Genomic DNA, 16,708 nt, shown 5'->3' on the forward strand with positions numbered 1-16,708 from the left:
ATTAATGTAGGGGCGAATCGCGATTCGCCTCTACATTATCGCTCGTTTACTCTTCAAAATCAACCAGTAAACTGGGGGAAGTGAGGACGAATACATCCCGAGTTCCTACCCCTGCTTCTAGGGGTTTAATGGGGGTGGTGAAGTGGAAGAAATCGCGATCGTTGACGAGTAACAATTCACCGGGATAGAGCACCTTAGTAAACACAGGTTTTTCCCGACGTGCCATATACAGATGAGTACCTCCCCCTTGGATATTCTGGCGATCGCAAGAGAAAATTGCCACAAAATCCGCACCATCTTGATGAATCCCTTCCGGCGCAGGGTTCCCATAGTTTTTCGGGGAACAGGTAGTCCGGATTTGATGCACCCCGATTTCCACACCGGGTTTTAACTTGCAGTAATGACTCACTTCCTGCACCAGTTTCTTAAACTCATACAGCGCAATCAGTTCCTCATCCAATTCCGCAAACTGCCGCTTCACACCCCCCACAACCGGATTATAATCCTTACTCTGGTACAAATACCCATGAGGCAGGTGAATCAACTCATTTTCCCTCAGTTTAAACCGCGACAAGCGGCGCAATCTGTAGTTGCCTTTGATATAAGGGTCTAGGGGTAAATTGTTAAAAAACGGCTTAAATACATCCAGCACAATGGAGTCAATCTTTTCTAAAGCAAAGCTGATACCATAGTTCGTTTCCGGAGATTCCCGTAGTGTTTGCATCGTAGTAACCCTCGGTTTGCGTTGATCCCCGATAAAGAATCTGCTTTTCTTCTCTATCTACTTCTAGTATAGACAAGTTTTATAAAAATGGGACTAAATTTCGGGCAATCTGTGCAAAGTTATGATAAAGTTGTGTGAGGTAAATGAGTATAAATTCTTGGCAATTTTAGGTAGAATATTCGGGACTGTCTACCCAGATGTAGCCGCTAACGGGACTCATTCGAGACAGAATAACAGTTCCAGGGGGAAGGGTGATGCTGGATTCCAGGGTTAGTGGACTTGGGAGTGAATCGCTTAGGGATTTCCATAGAAAAAGTTCTGCATTAGAAGTTTTGCAGAATTGGAAAAGCCCCCCTTCTTAAGGGGGGTTGGGGGGATCTCTCCTAGAAGATTTTATTTTTTGGAGTTCCCTTACAATGGTCTTGGCGTGATTGAGAGTTGCACCAATGGCAGCGATTAGGATAACGATTGACATTGCTGCCACTTATTAAACATATTGGCAACCTGTAACGGAATGCGGCGACTTTAGGAATGCTGGGACCACTGTTAGCAATTGGAGGTTATTTTACTACTGCCTTGCAATCTATGCAGGAATCTTTAGATATTTTAGAGCGTCTATCTTCCCCTGAAACGAACAAAATTAGTAAAATTATCGCGGAAAATTAGAAAGAGGCAGAAGGATAATATCGCATCAGGGGAAAAAGCCTTTAAACTCCATAATACTGCTTTAGATAATACAAAACTGCCCTACAAAACGGTTGATATTTTCCCTCGGTATCTTGCTGCTTAAAATCCTGAGCCACAAGCTGTGCTTCTTCCTCTGTCATTCCTATCCATACATCAAGGGCCTCAATTCTCATCTTTTTGAGGTCATACGCATTCAGTCCCAGAATATCAATCGTTGTTTCTGCTGCTACTTTTTTATCCGGAGCATTTGTCGGTAGAATTTCTCCACCCCCTGAGTATCTGAAAAACGCTTCACCATTGTCGATGAGAGGGGAAACTTGAATGGGTTTATTTCCTCTTTTATGACCACAGTGATCCGGCCAATTTCCATCTCGACCGCAGGATGCCAGTAAATTGGCGTAATCTACTGATAACTCTACTTCAGTTTTGCTCTGAGGTTCTAAATGTTCAATGTGGCTCGTTTGTTTGTCAATCCGTTGGCAGCAGTAGCAGCAAATATACCCTTGTTCACGCAGCAATGCCTCGTGAGTCAAACGCTTTTCCGGATTTTGAAGATTTTTATAATTGCAATACTCGACCCCCAAAGGTTTTTGTTGCTCCTTCCATTCTGTAAACTCCGGGGGTTCATTTCCCTTTTGGATGTATTTCATCGATTCAGAATTTCTTTTCGGCGAATCAGTCCATCCGCTCGCACGAAGGTGGGATCGTCTTCTCCGACTCGTTCCGCAAGCTGTTGACGCAATTGGCGAGCGTTGTCTAATTCTCCCCTATCAATCACCCGAAAGAGTTGCTGAAACTTTTCTTCGATTTCTGGGGGACGTTCGGGAGTCCCCATGAGGGTTTCCAGAATCCGATTGCTATCTTTGCCAAAGGACCGCAGGCGCTCAATGACGATTCCTTCCGGTGTCATTTTTAAAAGCTGGACCCATTCCACATCACTAATCACTTGGGGAGAATGAGTGGTGACGATAAACTGGCAGTTGGGAAAGGTTCGGGTTAAGGCGGGAATAATTCCCCGTTGCCACTGGGGATAAAGATGTAATTCGATTTCATCAATGATGACGACTCCGCTACCCTGGAGGGGATTTTGCTGGGGGTTAGGGTTGGCGATCGCCAAGCGTCTTGCTAAATCCCCAATTAATGCCAATAAGCATTTTTCTCCGTCAGAAAGTTGGCTGACACTGAGTTCTTGTCCCTGTTTGGTGAGGGTCATTCGCAAGGGCGATCGCTGAATTCTCAAGTCTTGAATATCCCCCAATATCCCGGAAATGCCTTGTCTGACTGCTTCTAACTGGCGATCGCGATAATCAATCGACTCCCCCCAGAGTCGTTGTTCATTTTCTAAATCTTCCCGTTGGCGAAACCATTCAAAAAACCGTCTAAAATTGATGGTTCCTCCGGTAAGTGCTTCGTCATAAGTTGCGATCGGCTCAAACAGATGCTTTTTCCGAATTCGTAAGGGAATATCCAAGACTGCACGATTGGTCGGATAGTAGGCAATCACAGGTAAAGCTGCATGGGGATTTTCTTCTAAACTTTCGTGAATTTCTCCAACCAGTTGCCTTAATTGCACCAAATCACTGCTCGTTTCTTTGCTGCGCCCGGTTCGCGTTTTCGTTCGTGACCATTTGACAGTTTGCTCGGGATGATTGATTCTAATCGTAATTTCAGCATGAGTTTCTTTCGCCCCATTTTTAATATCTTCTTCCCTAAAAAGCTGTCCCGAAGTTTGCGGGTTTTGAAGTCGCGCCGGAAGCCAGGATAAAAGTATAGCTAAACAATCCAAAATACTGGATTTTCCCACTCCATTCGCGCCAATAAATACGATAGGCTCAGAGGGAGCAAACTCTAAGTTTAAAGTTTCAATGCCTCGAAATGAATTGATGATTAAACGTTCAATTTTCATTTATATTTTCCAAATTTTATAACATGGAAACTATTTCAAACCGTGAAGAATATAAAAATACTTGTCTTCCCACCTGTCCGAAAATGCCAATTTTTATGGGGGAATAATATTTTAAACGATTGGAGGGATATAGCGTAATAGCATTTCATCTAACACTTCTAACTGAATGGGTTTGCTTAAATAATCTGTTGCGCCTGCGGCTAGACAGCGTTCGCGATCGCCTGACATTGCCATTGCAGTTACCACAACTACTGGCAAATATTGCACATTCTGGTTTTTGCGTAACTCTTCGACTAATTGCAACCCCATCGCCAGATGAGCAAACTGGACATCTAACAAAATTAAATAGGGGTCAAAGGAAGCTATTTCTTCGAGAAAATTGGCGCTGTAACCAATCAATTTGACATGATGTCCTACCGCTTGTAAATAGTCTTGTAACAATAACGTGCTGGAACCATCATAATCCACGATTAAAATCCGACCTTTGCGATCGCCCGCTTCGGGAATGACAATTGCCGGAAGCTCATCACTAGCCGGAGTTGGAATATATCCCGGAGGCGGATCGGGCAGAATAATCGTAAATCGACTCCCCACCCCCAAGGTAGAACTGACGAGTACATCCCCCCCATGCAACTGCGCTAAATCTCGCGTCAAGGCTAATCCTAATCCTGTCCCTTGGATGTTATGGTTCAGTTCATTATCCAGTTGCCGAAACGGGTCAAATACTAGGGGCAAATGTTCTTCACAAATACCGATTCCCGTATCTGTAACGGTAAATCCAATTCCCCCAGGCTGTTTTTCTACAATTAATGAAACTTCCCCTTTTGGGGTAAACTTAATCGCATTGGAGAGCAGATTGAGCAGCATTTGTTTGAGACGACGTTCATCGGCAATGCAAATTCGCATTTTCGGGTCAATTCTACTCGTCACTCTCAATCCTTTGTCCACCGCCCGTTCCTGCATCACTTTGAGGCAATATTTACATAAGTCCGCAACGGGTATTTCACTAAATTTTAATTCTTCTTTACCGGCTTCGACTTTGGATAAATCTAAAATATCATTAATGAGTTCTAATAAATGGTCGCCACTGCTTTTAATGCGGCTGACATATTCTTTTTGTTTAGGATTAAGAGTTCCAAATATTTCTCTTTGCAACATTTGAGACAGCCCTAAAATAGAATTTAAGGGCGTTCTAATTTCATGACTCATTTGAGCCAAAAATTCACTTTTGGCTCGATTTCTCGCTTCAGCAATATCCCGAGCCCGGGCAACAGCTTCGGCTTGTTTATGTTGAGTAATATCGGTGATGGCGGCGACGACTCCATCCATTCGCCCGAAGCGATCGTATAAGGGGGCGGCATTAATTGAGACAAAAATCTGACTACCATCTCGACGGGCGATCGCATACTCCATTTCATAAGCAGGTCGTCCTTTTTGCATCACCTGCAAAAACGGCAGTTGATTTTCAGGTAAACCCCGCGCATCTAACGGTTGAATTTGCCAAATCGGTTCATTGTATCGACATCCGATAATCTCTTGCCGAGGCAGTCCTAAATGCTTTTGTGCTGCTGCATTAGTCAGGGTGATCCGCCCGGTACTATCAAAGACTAAAATTCCATCAGCGTTCGTTTCAATAATTGCATCGAGTCGCCTTTCGTTGAGTTCTAGCTCTTTTTTAGACTGATGAATTTCTGAGGTATAGCGGACGATCGCATAGTACAGCATAATCGCCACAACGCTCACATAAATGCAACCCTTAATGGTTTGCAGATGAGTTATGTTTTCGACCCCAGGTTGCCCAAATAGAAAGGCTATCACGCGATCGGACCCGACAATCCATAAGGCACTGATCACTAGATAAATACTGACGATTCGACGGGGAGATAGCTTCATGATGATTCGCCATTGTCTCATCTTAGTCTGCCTGTTAATTTTCTCTTACTCGCTGAGTCTTAACCCCGATCAACTCTTAGGGTTAAATTCTCCCGGCAAGCTTTTATGGATTGAGGTATAATTTACACTAAAATAAACAAGAACGCTACAACTCAGAGGAAAAAAGCAGTCACAGGGGATCAACCTCCAAACAATTTCCGCTCTAGTAAAAACCGACTCGGCTAAGTCTGGTCCTCTCCCCGGTGTCTTGGAGACGGTTAGGGTGGGGTTCCGGGACCTGAACCGAGACAAAACAAAAATTCATTCCCCTGTCTTCTTCGTCTGAGTTAGGACGGGGTTTAACGTGGATAGCGAATCCTAATCGGGTTTCCCTCTCTTAGACTGAGGAAGTCGGATGCTGTGCCAAACTGGACTCCTCAGCAGTGGAATTCGGAGCGATCGCCTGGGGAGTCCCCACAGCTTCTGCCCGGAGTTTCGGTTTTAAATATAAATTTTCCACTAATGCAGCCGCCCCGGCAACCCAAGGCGGAACGATTAAGGCACCGACAATTCCCAACACTTGAACCCCACCAATCACCGAGAGTAACTGATAAAGGGGATGCACTCCTACAGAAGACCCCACTAATAACGGATCCAAAACATAAGTTTCCACATTTTGGATCACCGCAAATAAAATTAACACCGACAGGAACAACCATCCTCCTTGAGACACCGCCACAATCAGCGCCGGAATTGCCCCCAAAATTGGCCCTAAAAAGGGAATTAAATTTGTGACTCCGGCGATCGCCCCCAAACCCAACGCAAACTCCCCTAATCCTAAAGCACTCAATCCCACACTGGTTGCCACTGCCAACACTGCCGAAACCAACACTCGCCCGCGAAGATATCCCCCCATCCGTTGACTAATCGGCATTACCTGAGTCTCTAAACGCTCATCCCAAGGTTTCGGAAATAGCTGAACCAAACTTTTAATTAAACTGTGACTATCCGCCACCATATAACCGGAAATAAAGATAGATAAAATCAGCGTTACCACACCGCCAAGTAACCCTCTAGTTAATCCATAAGAACGGAGTACCAGTTGTTGAGTTGAGCGAATTCCCCAAGTCGTTAAAGATTGGGTATCAAAGAACTGCCGTATAAACTCCGGGGAGGTATTACTCCGTCGGGCGGCCAAATCTTCAGCCATTAATCGCAATGTTTCTAAATAAGAGGGAAGTTGACTAATTAACTCCTGAATTTGATCCAAGGCGGTGGGTCCGATTAATAAGACGACCCCTGTTAACCCTCCAATCAGGGCGAGGTAAGTAATAATTGTGGCAATCCAGCGGGGAATATGCCATTTTTCCGCCCAATTCACCACGGGAGAGATGGAAGCGGCAAGCACGACAGAAACCATCAGGGTAATGAGCAAACTGCGCAGTTGCCAGAGCAATATCACCAGTAAACCCAGGGTTAAAATGAGCACCAGGGTTGTGAGAGAAATTTTAATGCGCGAGGGGGACATAGCTAATTTAAGATAAAGGCTTGATGAACAGGGTTATAGATGAGGCGATCGCCTTTTTCCATAGGGATGAAAACTGCGATCGCCCCGCGTTCCGCTAGGAAATCGCCACAAGACTTTATTCCCTAAGATTGCACCGAACAACGGTTTAATTGCGATGCCATTGGGTAACACCTCCAGGTTTATCTATTAAAGTAATCCCGAATTCTTGCAGTTGATTCCGAATGCGATCGGCTTCAGCAAAGTTTTTCCCCTGACGCGCCGCCAGTCGGTCCTGAATCAGGGATTCAATCTCCTGATCACTCAATCCTGCGGGTTGGGATGCTGAATTTTCCGCCGCTGGATTCATTTCCAGTCCCAAAACCTTACCTAACTCCCGCAAGGCAACCCATTGCTGTTGTAACTGTTCCGGGTCCAGATCCGGTTTCCCTTCATGAACCCAAATATTGCCTTGACGACGTAATTCCTTTGCTAATTCAAACAATACCGCCAAAGCTGATGGGGTATTCAAGTCATCATCCATCGCCGTCTGAAATCGTTCGACAATGGCATCGGATTCCGGTGCGATCGCCCTGGAATCCAAATCCCACCCCACCTGAGTGCCATACTCATAACCAAACCGTAACCCATCTTTTAGGGTCGTCCAGCCATTTTCCGCACTGGCGATCGCCTCATCGGTAAAGTCCAACGGTTTGCGATAATTCGCTTGCAGCACAAACAAACGCAGCGCCATCGGGTCTACTCCCCCTTGATCCAGCAACTGGCGAATCGTCGTAAAATTGCCCAGAGACTTAGACATTTTTTCCCCATTCACCGCCACCATGCCATTATGGAGCCAATATTTCGCTAAAGCTTGACCCGTCACCGCTTCTGATTGAGCGATTTCATTCTCATGGTGAGGGAAAATTAAATCCGCACCCCCCACATGAATATCAATCGTCTCTCCCAACACCTCTCGGACCATCGCCGAACATTCAATATGCCATCCGGGACGTCCCGCACCCCAAGGGGATTCCCACGACGGTTCCCCCGGTTTTGCCGCCTTCCACAAGGCAAAATCAAACGGGTCTTGCTTTTTCAACTCCTCCGGGTCCTCCGCCTCCACGCGGCCACTGGCCCCCGCTTGCATTTCCGCCAACTGCCGTCCCGAGAGTTTTCCATAATCGGCAAACTCACGCACCTTGTAATAGACATCCCCACCGGCAGGATAGGCAAAGCCTTTTTGTTCCAACTGAGCGATTAAGCGCTTAATCCCATCTAAGGTATGAGTAGCGCGGGGATAGGCATCGGCTTCCAGGACATTCAGCCTTGCCATATCTTCAAAATAGGCTTGAGTGTAGCGATCGGCTACTTCCTCCATTGATGTCCCTTCCTGTCTGGCGCGGTTGAGGATTTTGTCATCAATATCGGTAAAATTCTGCACATAGCGCACCGCATATCCCCGCCATTGCAGATATCGGCGCAGAATATCCCAGATAATATAGGAACGGGCGTGACCCAGGTGGCAATAATCATAGACCGTAACCCCACAACAATACATCCGCACCTGACCGGGCTCAAACGGGATAAACGGTTCCTGACGACGGGTGAGGGTGTTGTACAGCGTTAAGGTCATAATTGAAAGATAGAAAACAGTAAAACAGTAATGTTCGATGCAGGAATCACTCCAATCAACAGTCAGTCCGGGTTTTGCAGACACTTCATCCCAAAACAGACTGGCCCAAAAGAGGTTGACTGAATGACTTAACTGATTCTATCGTTTATCGTTTATGTTGTCCCGATAGACCGTGGCGCGATCGCTCTAGCATTTTAAACTCATGCGGATTATTGTCGAAGGCTGGCGTTTTCTTCCTCACTCTTATTCTCTGATCAATCAGTTTTTACTTTTAGAACTCCTCGATCGCCCTGAAATCCAGGTCTTCCACCGGGATATGCCTTACGTTACTGACAATTGGCAACCCGTCACAGGGTTATTAGGAGACACCAGAGAACCCCAGTTACACTTGATTTCCCAACCCCCAGCGGATCAATCTGCTGATGCCATCCTTCGCGTCTATTGTCCGTTTAATTTAGCCCCTTCCACTGCTCCACGCACGGTCATGTTTGGCTGTACAGAATGGGGAATTGTTCCTCACTCAATCTTGCGGGGAATGGGAATCTCTTCATTCCAAGAGGCTCATCAGAATTCCGATACAATTATTGTGACTGCATCCCATTGGTCAAGGGATGGATTTATCCGCAGTGGTGCCGACCCCGATCGCGTCGTTGTGATTCCCCTGGGTGTAGACCCCCACTTCTACCAACCGGCATCTCCAGAAAAACGTTTAGCCTTACGTCAGCAATTCGGAATTGAAGATAATTTTGTCTTTTTCACCAATGGATTGCTCTTTAATAACCGCCACGGTATGGCTCGATTATTAAGAGCATTTGCCGCTCTTGTCAAAAAATTTCCCGAAGCTAGATTAATCTTAAAAGGTCGAGATTATCTCTTTGAAGCTCGCCAAGAAATTGCGAAAATTTGTAGTCATACCCTCACAGAAACTGAACAAAAAAGTGTTCAAGAACGACTAACCTATATTGGCAAAAATCTCTCTTGTTCCGATTTAGCGGCCTTATATCAAATTTCCGATGCCTATATCTCTCCCTATCTAGCAGAAGGATTTAATTTGCCGGTTTTAGAGGCGGCAGCTTGTGGATTGCCCGTAATCTGCACCCAAGGGGGACCGACAGATGATTTTATTCATCCCGATTTTGCCTTTCCCATCCAGAGTCAATTAGAACAGCGGCAGTTGGAATCTGGGGAAATGGGATTTGTGGTTGCTCCCAATGTAGACCATTTAATTCATTTAATGGAGCAGATTATTGGACAACCGGAATTGCGGGAAAAAGCGAAACAAGCAGGGCCGAAATGGGTAGGAGATCGCTACACTTGGAAGCACGTTGTAGACCAATATTTAAAGGTACTGGTTCCTCCATATAAAGCCTCCTTTGCTGCGCCTGCAATTCATCCTAGCCCAAATACAGCAACTCGGAAACTGATTATCGAAGGTTGGCGATTCCAGACCCATTCTTATGCGATCGCCAATCAATTTCAACTCCTAGAACTGCTCAAATACCCTAACTTGGAGCTGTTTCACCAAGACATTGCCTTTTTGGATCGCAATTCTCAACCGGCACAGGGTTTATTTGATGCCGAATCGGAATCCGCTTTACGGGCGATCGCACCCCCACCCCCCAACCTATTTGCAGATGCTACCCTGCGAATGTATAGTCCATTTAATTTTAAATCAGCCCTCCACAGCGAGCGGACCTATTTATTTGGCACTACTGAATGGGGTTTTGTCCATAAAGAACTGTTACGGTTAAACCCGGGGGAGTCTCTTCAAGCCTTACATCAAAATTCTAATACCGTCATTATTACTTCTTCTCAATGGTCTAAAGCAGGTTTTCTCCGCAGTGGTGCTGACCCTAGTCGTGTCGTCACCGTCCCCCTTGGAGTCGATACCAGCCGTTACAAACCCCTTAAAAATGACGAACGGGCGGCTTTAAGAAAAGAATTGGGATGGCAAGAAGATGAATTTATTTTTTTAAATGTTAGTAGCATGACTTTGGAAAAAGGAATTTTTCCCATAATCTTTTGCTTTACAAAAATACTTGAAACATATCCCAAAGCTCGCTTGGTCTTAAAAGGGTCGGATTTGATTTACAAATCTTGGGAATCTATTGTTTTTACCTCTAAAAAGATTTTAAGCGATCGCGCATTAGAAACCTTTAACACCCGCTTGACCTATATTGGCAATCCTTTACCCAGTTCCCAACTAATTCGATACTATCAAGCTGCCGATGGCTATCTCTCTCCCTATTCTGCGGAAGGATTTAATTTGCCGGTTTTAGAGGCGGCTGCCTGTGGATTGCCTGTCATTTGTACCCAAGGCGGACCCACAGACGAGTTTACCCACCCTGATTTTGCCCTCCAGATTAAAAGTGAAGTTCAATCTGTGGAATCTCGTGGGGAAATGCGCCATTTTTTGGCTCCCGATTGGGATTGTTGTATTACCTTAATGGAACAACTAATTTCTCAATCCGCTTGGCGAGAACAGGTGCGGATCTCCGGTCCTCAATTTGTGCGCGATCGCCTCAGTTGGAAGCAGATTGTCGCTCAGTTACTCGATGTAATATTCCCCTCCAATCCGCCTCAACTGTCAAACTCGGTAACGCTACCATCTCTCCTTGAAACACCGTCCCCCACCCTCCCAGAACGAGTAGCATCCTTCCCTTTTTGGTATCACAAAATTGAGTTACCCGGGGGAATTGTCACCCCTGGCGATCATCCCCAGAATGCAGAAATGTATGGCGTCCCAGAGGACCTGAGTGGAAAACGAGTCTTAGACGTGGGGGCCTGGGACGGATACTGGACGTTTGAGGCCCTCAAACGCGGTGCGCGGGAAGTGGTGGCGATCGATGATTTTTCGGACTTTCTCGGACGGTTGGATCAACGCGATCGCCGCGCCTGGAAAACCTTCGATTTGTGTCGAGAAGCACTCGGGTTTGATGAAACCATCTGTCAACGCCTAGAAAAATCGGTCTATGACCTCAGTGAGTCCGAATTAGGCCGCTTTGATGTGATCTTCTTTTTCGGAACCCTTGACCACCTTCGATACCCCCTACTGGCCCTCGATAAGTTATCAGCCCTCTGTGATGGTGAAATTTACATCGAATCTGCCATTCTCGATGATTTTAGTTCCTACCAAGGCGGCATCGGCAAGGGATATCCCGGACAGCAACGGGTGATGGAGTTTTATCCCCATGATGAATATGCGGGAAATTCTAGCAACTACTGGATCCCTACCTTATACTGTTTGGCTCAAATGGTAAAATCCTCCGGCTTTAACCAGGTTAAAGGCTGGAAATTAGTGCAGAATCCGCCTAATTGGGAGGCGTGCCGAGGATTTGCGATCGGCACTAAAGCCCAGTCGAGCCATTAAACCCACTGTAGCAAAGTATTAATCTGCAATTTATGGGGATGAAAGGCTCAATCTTCGTCTAAAATCAAACTGGATGACTCATTAGATTAATTTCTAACCAGCCCCTTAGATTTTTTGACCCCATTTGATAAACCATGCAGACAACAGCAACCTCTAACCCAGAGTCCGTGGCAATGGATGCCCCGAAATACGGACTGCCGGTTACCATCATTACAGGCTTTCTTGGGAGTGGCAAAACCACCTTACTGAACCATATCCTGACCAATCAGCAAGGACTGAAAACTGCCGTATTGGTCAACGAGTTTGGGGAAGTCGGCATCGACAACGAACTGATCGTCTCCACCGGCGAAGATATGGTGGAATTAAGCAATGGTTGTATTTGTTGCACCATTAACAACGATTTACTTGATGCCGTTTATAAGATTTTAGAGCGTTCCGAGCAGATCGATTATCTAGTGGTGGAAACTACGGGACTCGCGGATCCTCTCCCCGTGGCCCTGACTTTTTTAGGCACAGAACTCCGAGACTTAACCCGCTTAGATTCGATCGTCACCCTGGTGGATTCAGAGAATTACAGTTTGGATCTGTTTAATTCTCAAGCCGCTTATAGTCAGATTGCTTATGGCGATATTATCTTGCTCAACAAGGTGGATCTCGTCGATGAGAGCGATGTAGATCTGTTGGAGTGCAAGATTCGGGATATTAAAGCTGATGCCAGAATTTTGCGGACGACGAAATCCCAGGTCCCGCTTCCTTTAATTCTCAGTGTCGGGTTGTTTGAGTCGGATAAGTATTTTAATGATGATCAAGTCGCCTCGAAAGGGGAGCATGATCATGACCATGACCATCATGATCATCACGACCATCATGATCATCAGGACCATTCCAGTTGTGACCATGACCACGGTCATTGTGACCATGACCATGATCATGAACATCATCACCACTCGAATCATTTGGAGATGGATGGGTTTACGTCGATCTCGTTCGAGAGTGATAAACCCTTGTCGATTCGCCAGTTTCAATATTTCTTAGATAATCAGTTACCGGCAACGGTATTTCGAGCGAAAGGGATTTTATGGTTTGATGAGAGCGATCGCCGTCATATTTTTCACTTGAGCGGCAAGCGTTTCTCCATTGATGATGATGAGTGGAAAGGCCAACCGAAGACTCAATTGGTGTTCATCGGCCAGAATTTGGATAAGGAAGCTTTGCGATCGCAGTTAAACAAGTGTGTTTGTCTGCCTTCTACTTCTCGCGGCAAAGGCTTTGGAAAAAAATAAAGCAGAAAAATAGAAAGGAGGATTGGGGAAAGAGGGTCAGGTTTTGATGGTAGAGTCAAGAGGCGATCGCCCTTGTAGAGACAGAAGCGATCGCCTTGATTGCCCAGGGATGGCCCAGTGATTGCAGCGATATTTTGGGCGATCGGCAAGGCATCATAACCCCCTCACTCCAGTCTATGCGAGTCGTTATCCAGCGCGTTAAATCTTCTCAAGTAACCATCGAGGGTCGAATCGTCGGGAAAATTGGACCTGGCCTTAATCTATTGGTGGCCATCAGCGATCGGGATACCGAGACCGAACTCGATTGGATGGCCCGAAAGTGTTTAGAATTGAGGTTATTTCCTGATCCCCAGGCCAATAGCAGTCGGTGGGATCAATCGGTTTTGGATATCCAAGGGCAACTGTTAGTGGTGAGTCAGTTTACCCTCTACGGAGACTGTCGAAAAGGTCGCCGCCCCTCCTTTGACCGTTCGGCACCCCCAGGGATGGCCCAAGAACTCTACGAGAAATTTGTTCAAAAGTTAAGGGGAAGTGGCTTAACCGTCGAAACCGGGGAGTTTGGCGCGATGATGGATGTCGAGATCCTTAATGATGGACCCGTCACTCTAATTCTGGAGCGTGAGTCCACAGCTTAAACCGCAGCTTTCCGGGTGGATAGAAACAGATACAGACAGATAGAGTAATGGGTTAGGGGCGATCGAAAGCTTGCATTTTTTCCCACAGCCGATTGAGGGGAAAATAGATAACCGGTGCCCAAAGACTGCTGAGAATAGCCGAAGCAAGAGCCAGGGGTTGGTGGTAGGCCCAAATTTCACTCCAACTGCGATCGCCCAGCCCGCTAAATTGCAATGCCCGAATCGTATCTCCCAAAACCGACATTCCAAATACAATTAGAGCCACGGAGATAAAATCTTCCTGGACATATTTTTGCTTTTGCAAGGTAGCCGTGAGATAGCCCACCACCCCCAAACTAACCGCATGAGTCGGTTCTCCCGAAGTCATGGCATCTAAGAGCAGTCCCAATACCACTCCGGCTAAAGCCCCTTGCATCGGCTTGCGCTTGATACTCCAAGCCACCACCCAAATCAACATCCAGTTAGGGGCAACCCCCAATAGTTCCATGCCCGGAAAGCGGGTAGGGAGCAGCAGCAAGCACAACAGGACAGAACCCACGGCGATCGCCGCATTCACGACTAACCGCATTCCCCCTGACAAATGAGACCCGTAAGTAAAAGAAGAAGTTCTCATCGCATTTCCTAATTTTGCAGTTCGTCAGAATCCTCTGAAGAACCTACTTTTTGATAGGGATCAACCACCACCCACTCCAGCAAGCTCATCGGAGCCGTTAGCTCGATCACCGCTTCTGGTGCTGGACTTTTATTCAAATTCACCGACTCGACCCGCCCGATCGGTAACCCAGGCGGGAAAAGTTGTGAATAAGAAGAGGTCGCAACTACATCCCCTTTCTTAACATCAGGCACCTTCTCAAAGAACTCCATCACCGCCCGAGAAGCTGACTGTCCTCGCATCACCCCCATTTGGCGGCTGCGACTAATCGTCACCCCCACCCGAGAACTGGGGTCACTAATCAGCAACACCCGACTGGTATGAGCCGTAACCCTAATCACTCGTCCCACCACGCCACCGGGACCCGTGACAATGTAGTTTTCTTTGATACCATCTTCCCGTCCTCGACCCAAAGTTACCTGCTGCCACCAATGGTCTGCACTACGGCCAACAATTGGAGCCAGGATCCCTTCTTTTTTATTCGGGGAAACATAGTTCAAAAGTTCTTTGAGCTTTTCGTTTTGGCTTTCGAGTTCTTCGACCTTGTTTTGCAATTCCAGAGTTCGAGCATTGGTTAGTTGTTCTTGTTGGGTAGGACTCGACGCAAAGGGCCGAGCCGCCCATTGGTAAAGTTCCATAACAGCCGAACCTTGAGTGTACCGAACAACCAAAGCAGCACAGATGGTTAGACCCACCAGTGCTACTTGTAACCCATGCCGATCCCACCAGCGACGCAATGTGTACATTAGGAGTTTTTAGAGACTTCAGTCTTCATCAGACGATGGAGAATACTTGTTGTAAAAGCAACTGGCCTTACATATTCCGAGAACGACCGCTAAACACCCGTTCTAGCTGTTTAAAGTTTTCCAGAACCCGGCCCGTGCCGAGTACCACACAGCTCAAGGGGTCAGCCGCCACATGAGTCACGATGCCAGTCTCATGACTAATTAGAGTATCTAGCCCCCTCAATAAAGCGCCACCCCCAGCCAACATAATGCCTCGGTCAATAATATCTGCTGCCAGTTCCGGAGGGGTTCGCTCTAAAGTGCGTTTTACTGCTTCTACAATTACCGCTAGAGGTTCCGCCATACTTTCACGAATTTCCGGTCCCTTGATCGTTACCGTTCGGGGCAACCCTGACAATAAGTGCAAGCCACGGACCTCCATCATGGAGTCATCATCTTCATGAGTTGGATAGGCTGAACCAATCTGAATCTTGATATCCTCAGCGGTGCGCTCACCAATTACAAGGTTATGCACCTTTTTCATGTACTGAATAATCGCTTCGTTCAGTTCATCTCCAGCCACCCGCACTGATTCGCTCAATACGGTTCCCTGTAAACTCAGAACTGCGACTTCAGTCGTTCCTCCGCCAATATCGATAATCAGGTTACCCGTCGGCTCCGCAACGGGTAACCCCGCACCGATCGCCGCCGCTACCGGCTCATCAATTAAGTAAACATCCCTAGCCCCGGCTTGAGCGGCAGCCTCCATAACCGCACGGCGTTCCACCCCAGTCACTCCCGAGGGGATTCCAATGACAATTCGAGGCGAGACTAAGGTTCTGCCCTCATGCACTCGACGGATAAAGTGCTTAAGCATGAGTTCAGCCGTATCGAAATCTGCAATAACTCCATCACGCAGGGGACGCAGAGCAATAACATTTCCAGGCGTCCGGCCCAGCATTTTTTTTGCATCCTCTCCCACTGCTAATGGCACTTTTTCGTCTTTATCGATGGCAACCACAGAGGGTTCTTGCAGAACAATACCTTTACCAGATACATAAACAAGGGTATTCGCGGTACCGAGGTCGATACCCATATCCCGGGATAGGGAAAAGCGATTGAACAGACCCACTGGTTTCTACGCCCCCAAAACGTGATGCTGTGCGACTATAACAATGTAACAGAAATGTAACCGAGGTGGATTCTAGTACGTTTTTTGTTTTGAGTCTAGTCCAGTGGGAGAAATTTTTTATCCCCACTACTCCACCAAGGGTGCAACTATAATCCCAAGTCCCCTGGACAAAATCCGGATAAAACCCTTTCTGAAGAAAGCGATCGCTAATTGGGCCTTCAAGAAATGAGCAAAGATTTCCACTTTTTAGGGTCCCTTTTTGCCAATCAAAGCCCCTCTGAATTCCAGATCCGAGGCAGTTGTCAGCCTGTCCCATTTTAGTTAGGATCTACATCTCCCTATATTCCCTATCCTTTTATGGAGTTCTTATTAGGAAAATACAGTAGATTGGTGATTTTCTAATGAGAACAAATAAACAATTAGCCGGACCCCTAACTACTAAACAACCCCGAAAAACAAAAAAGCCTGCTGTTCTATGTAGAGAAACAGGAGGCTTTTTTGTGTATAATATTGACCGGGCACCGAGCTATTTTCCCAGGAGGCTACCCTCCAAGTATCTTCGCCGCAGTCGCGTTTCACGTC

The 16,708-nt window shown here is 46.6% G+C and carries 13 protein-coding genes; 4 read left to right on the forward strand and 9 right to left on the reverse strand.

Features of this window, described 5'->3' with window-relative positions:
- Positions 1 to 46 precede the first annotated feature (46 nt).
- Complete coding sequence (locus NG792_RS16315; RefSeq protein WP_261200605.1) at positions 47 to 724, reverse strand: 2OG-Fe dioxygenase family protein; 678 nt, start codon at positions 722 to 724, stop codon at positions 47 to 49.
- A 531-nt stretch (positions 725 to 1,255) separates the two neighbouring features.
- On the opposite strand from NG792_RS16315, the gene NG792_RS16320 reads away from it, so the two are divergent.
- On the forward strand, positions 1,256 to 1,390 hold the full coding sequence (locus NG792_RS16320; RefSeq protein WP_261236082.1) for a hypothetical protein: 135 nt from the start codon (positions 1,256 to 1,258) through the stop codon (positions 1,388 to 1,390).
- Between the two features lie 41 nt (positions 1,391 to 1,431).
- Here the strand turns inward: NG792_RS16320 and NG792_RS16325 are convergent, their stop codons facing one another.
- The 5 genes from NG792_RS16325 to cysS all read right to left on the reverse strand — a co-directional run bounded on the left by NG792_RS16325 (position 1,432) and on the right by cysS (position 8,329).
- Complete coding sequence (locus tag NG792_RS16325) at positions 1,432 to 2,061, reverse strand: retron system putative HNH endonuclease (protein WP_261200606.1); 630 nt, start codon at positions 2,059 to 2,061, stop codon at positions 1,432 to 1,434.
- Complete coding sequence (locus tag NG792_RS16330; protein ID WP_261236083.1) at positions 2,058 to 3,317, reverse strand: AAA family ATPase; 1,260 nt, start codon at positions 3,315 to 3,317, stop codon at positions 2,058 to 2,060. The genes NG792_RS16325 and NG792_RS16330 overlap by 4 nt, the downstream gene beginning before the upstream one ends.
- Positions 3,318 to 3,428: 111 nt before the next feature.
- Positions 3,429 to 5,210 carry a hybrid sensor histidine kinase/response regulator gene (locus NG792_RS16335; protein WP_261236084.1) on the reverse strand — a complete coding sequence of 594 codons (1,782 nt, stop codon included), beginning with the start codon at positions 5,208 to 5,210 and terminating at the stop codon, positions 3,429 to 3,431.
- Positions 5,211 to 5,586: 376 nt separating this feature from the next.
- Positions 5,587 to 6,717, reverse strand: a complete 1,131-nt coding sequence (locus NG792_RS16340) for an AI-2E family transporter (protein WP_261236085.1) — start codon at positions 6,715 to 6,717, stop codon at positions 5,587 to 5,589.
- Between the two features lie 145 nt (positions 6,718 to 6,862).
- A complete protein-coding gene (gene cysS, locus NG792_RS16345; protein ID WP_261236086.1) occupies positions 6,863 to 8,329 on the reverse strand; it encodes a cysteine--tRNA ligase in 1,467 nt (488 codons plus the stop codon).
- Positions 8,330 to 8,531: 202 nt separating this feature from the next.
- Here cysS and NG792_RS16350 point away from each other — a divergent pair, with 202 nt between their 5' ends.
- From NG792_RS16350 to dtd, 3 genes are all read left to right on the forward strand, one after another.
- The gene (locus tag NG792_RS16350) at positions 8,532 to 11,699 is read left to right on the forward strand and encodes a glycosyltransferase (protein WP_261236087.1); all 3,168 of its coding nucleotides are present in this window, start codon (positions 8,532 to 8,534) and stop codon (positions 11,697 to 11,699) included.
- Positions 11,700 to 11,833: 134 nt separating this feature from the next.
- Complete coding sequence (locus NG792_RS16355) at positions 11,834 to 12,982, forward strand: CobW family GTP-binding protein (protein ID WP_261200613.1); 1,149 nt, start codon at positions 11,834 to 11,836, stop codon at positions 12,980 to 12,982.
- A gap of 176 nt (positions 12,983 to 13,158) precedes the next feature.
- Positions 13,159 to 13,617: a D-aminoacyl-tRNA deacylase gene (dtd, locus tag NG792_RS16360; protein ID WP_261236088.1), complete on the forward strand. Its 459-nt coding sequence runs from the start codon at positions 13,159 to 13,161 to the stop codon at positions 13,615 to 13,617.
- Between the two features lie 52 nt (positions 13,618 to 13,669).
- Here the strand turns inward: dtd and mreD are convergent, their stop codons facing one another.
- From mreD to NG792_RS16375, 3 genes are all read right to left on the reverse strand, one after another.
- Complete coding sequence (gene mreD / locus NG792_RS16365; protein ID WP_261200615.1) at positions 13,670 to 14,230, reverse strand: rod shape-determining protein MreD; 561 nt, start codon at positions 14,228 to 14,230, stop codon at positions 13,670 to 13,672.
- An 8-nt stretch (positions 14,231 to 14,238) separates the two neighbouring features.
- A complete protein-coding gene (gene mreC, locus NG792_RS16370; RefSeq protein WP_261236089.1) occupies positions 14,239 to 15,015 on the reverse strand; it encodes a rod shape-determining protein MreC in 777 nt (258 codons plus the stop codon).
- 67 nt (positions 15,016 to 15,082) lie between these two features.
- Positions 15,083 to 16,090, reverse strand: coding sequence for a rod shape-determining protein (locus NG792_RS16375; RefSeq protein ID WP_015151693.1), 1,008 nt, complete (start codon positions 16,088 to 16,090; stop codon positions 15,083 to 15,085).
- Between the last annotated feature and the right edge of the window lie 618 nt (positions 16,091 to 16,708).

Source organism: Laspinema olomoucense D3b (genome assembly GCF_025370785.1).
Taxonomy (GTDB): domain Bacteria; phylum Cyanobacteriota; class Cyanobacteriia; order Cyanobacteriales; family Laspinemataceae; genus Laspinema; species Laspinema olomoucense.

Bases quoted from the DNA above. Each gene is read 5' to 3' on its own strand.
- NG792_RS16315 (WP_261200605.1), bottom strand. From the start codon at position 724: ATGCAAACACTACGGGAATCTCCGGAAACGAACTATGGTATCAGCTTT.
- NG792_RS16320 (WP_261236082.1), top strand. From the start codon at position 1,256: ATGCTGGGACCACTGTTAGCAATTGGAGGTTATTTTACTACTGCCTTG.
- NG792_RS16325 (WP_261200606.1), bottom strand. From the start codon at position 2,061: ATGAAATACATCCAAAAGGGAAATGAACCCCCGGAGTTTACAGAATGG.
- NG792_RS16330 (WP_261236083.1), bottom strand. From the start codon at position 3,317: ATGAAAATTGAACGTTTAATCATCAATTCATTTCGAGGCATTGAAACT.
- NG792_RS16335 (WP_261236084.1), bottom strand. From the start codon at position 5,210: ATGAAGCTATCTCCCCGTCGAATCGTCAGTATTTATCTAGTGATCAGT.
- NG792_RS16340 (WP_261236085.1), bottom strand. From the start codon at position 6,717: ATGTCCCCCTCGCGCATTAAAATTTCTCTCACAACCCTGGTGCTCATT.
- cysS (WP_261236086.1), bottom strand. From the start codon at position 8,329: ATGACCTTAACGCTGTACAACACCCTCACCCGTCGTCAGGAACCGTTT.
- NG792_RS16350 (WP_261236087.1), top strand. From the start codon at position 8,532: ATGCGGATTATTGTCGAAGGCTGGCGTTTTCTTCCTCACTCTTATTCT.
- NG792_RS16355 (WP_261200613.1), top strand. From the start codon at position 11,834: ATGCAGACAACAGCAACCTCTAACCCAGAGTCCGTGGCAATGGATGCC.
- dtd (WP_261236088.1), top strand. From the start codon at position 13,159: ATGCGAGTCGTTATCCAGCGCGTTAAATCTTCTCAAGTAACCATCGAG.
- mreD (WP_261200615.1), bottom strand. From the start codon at position 14,230: ATGAGAACTTCTTCTTTTACTTACGGGTCTCATTTGTCAGGGGGAATG.
- mreC (WP_261236089.1), bottom strand. From the start codon at position 15,015: ATGTACACATTGCGTCGCTGGTGGGATCGGCATGGGTTACAAGTAGCA.
- NG792_RS16375 (WP_015151693.1), bottom strand. From the start codon at position 16,090: ATGGGTATCGACCTCGGTACCGCGAATACCCTTGTTTATGTATCTGGT.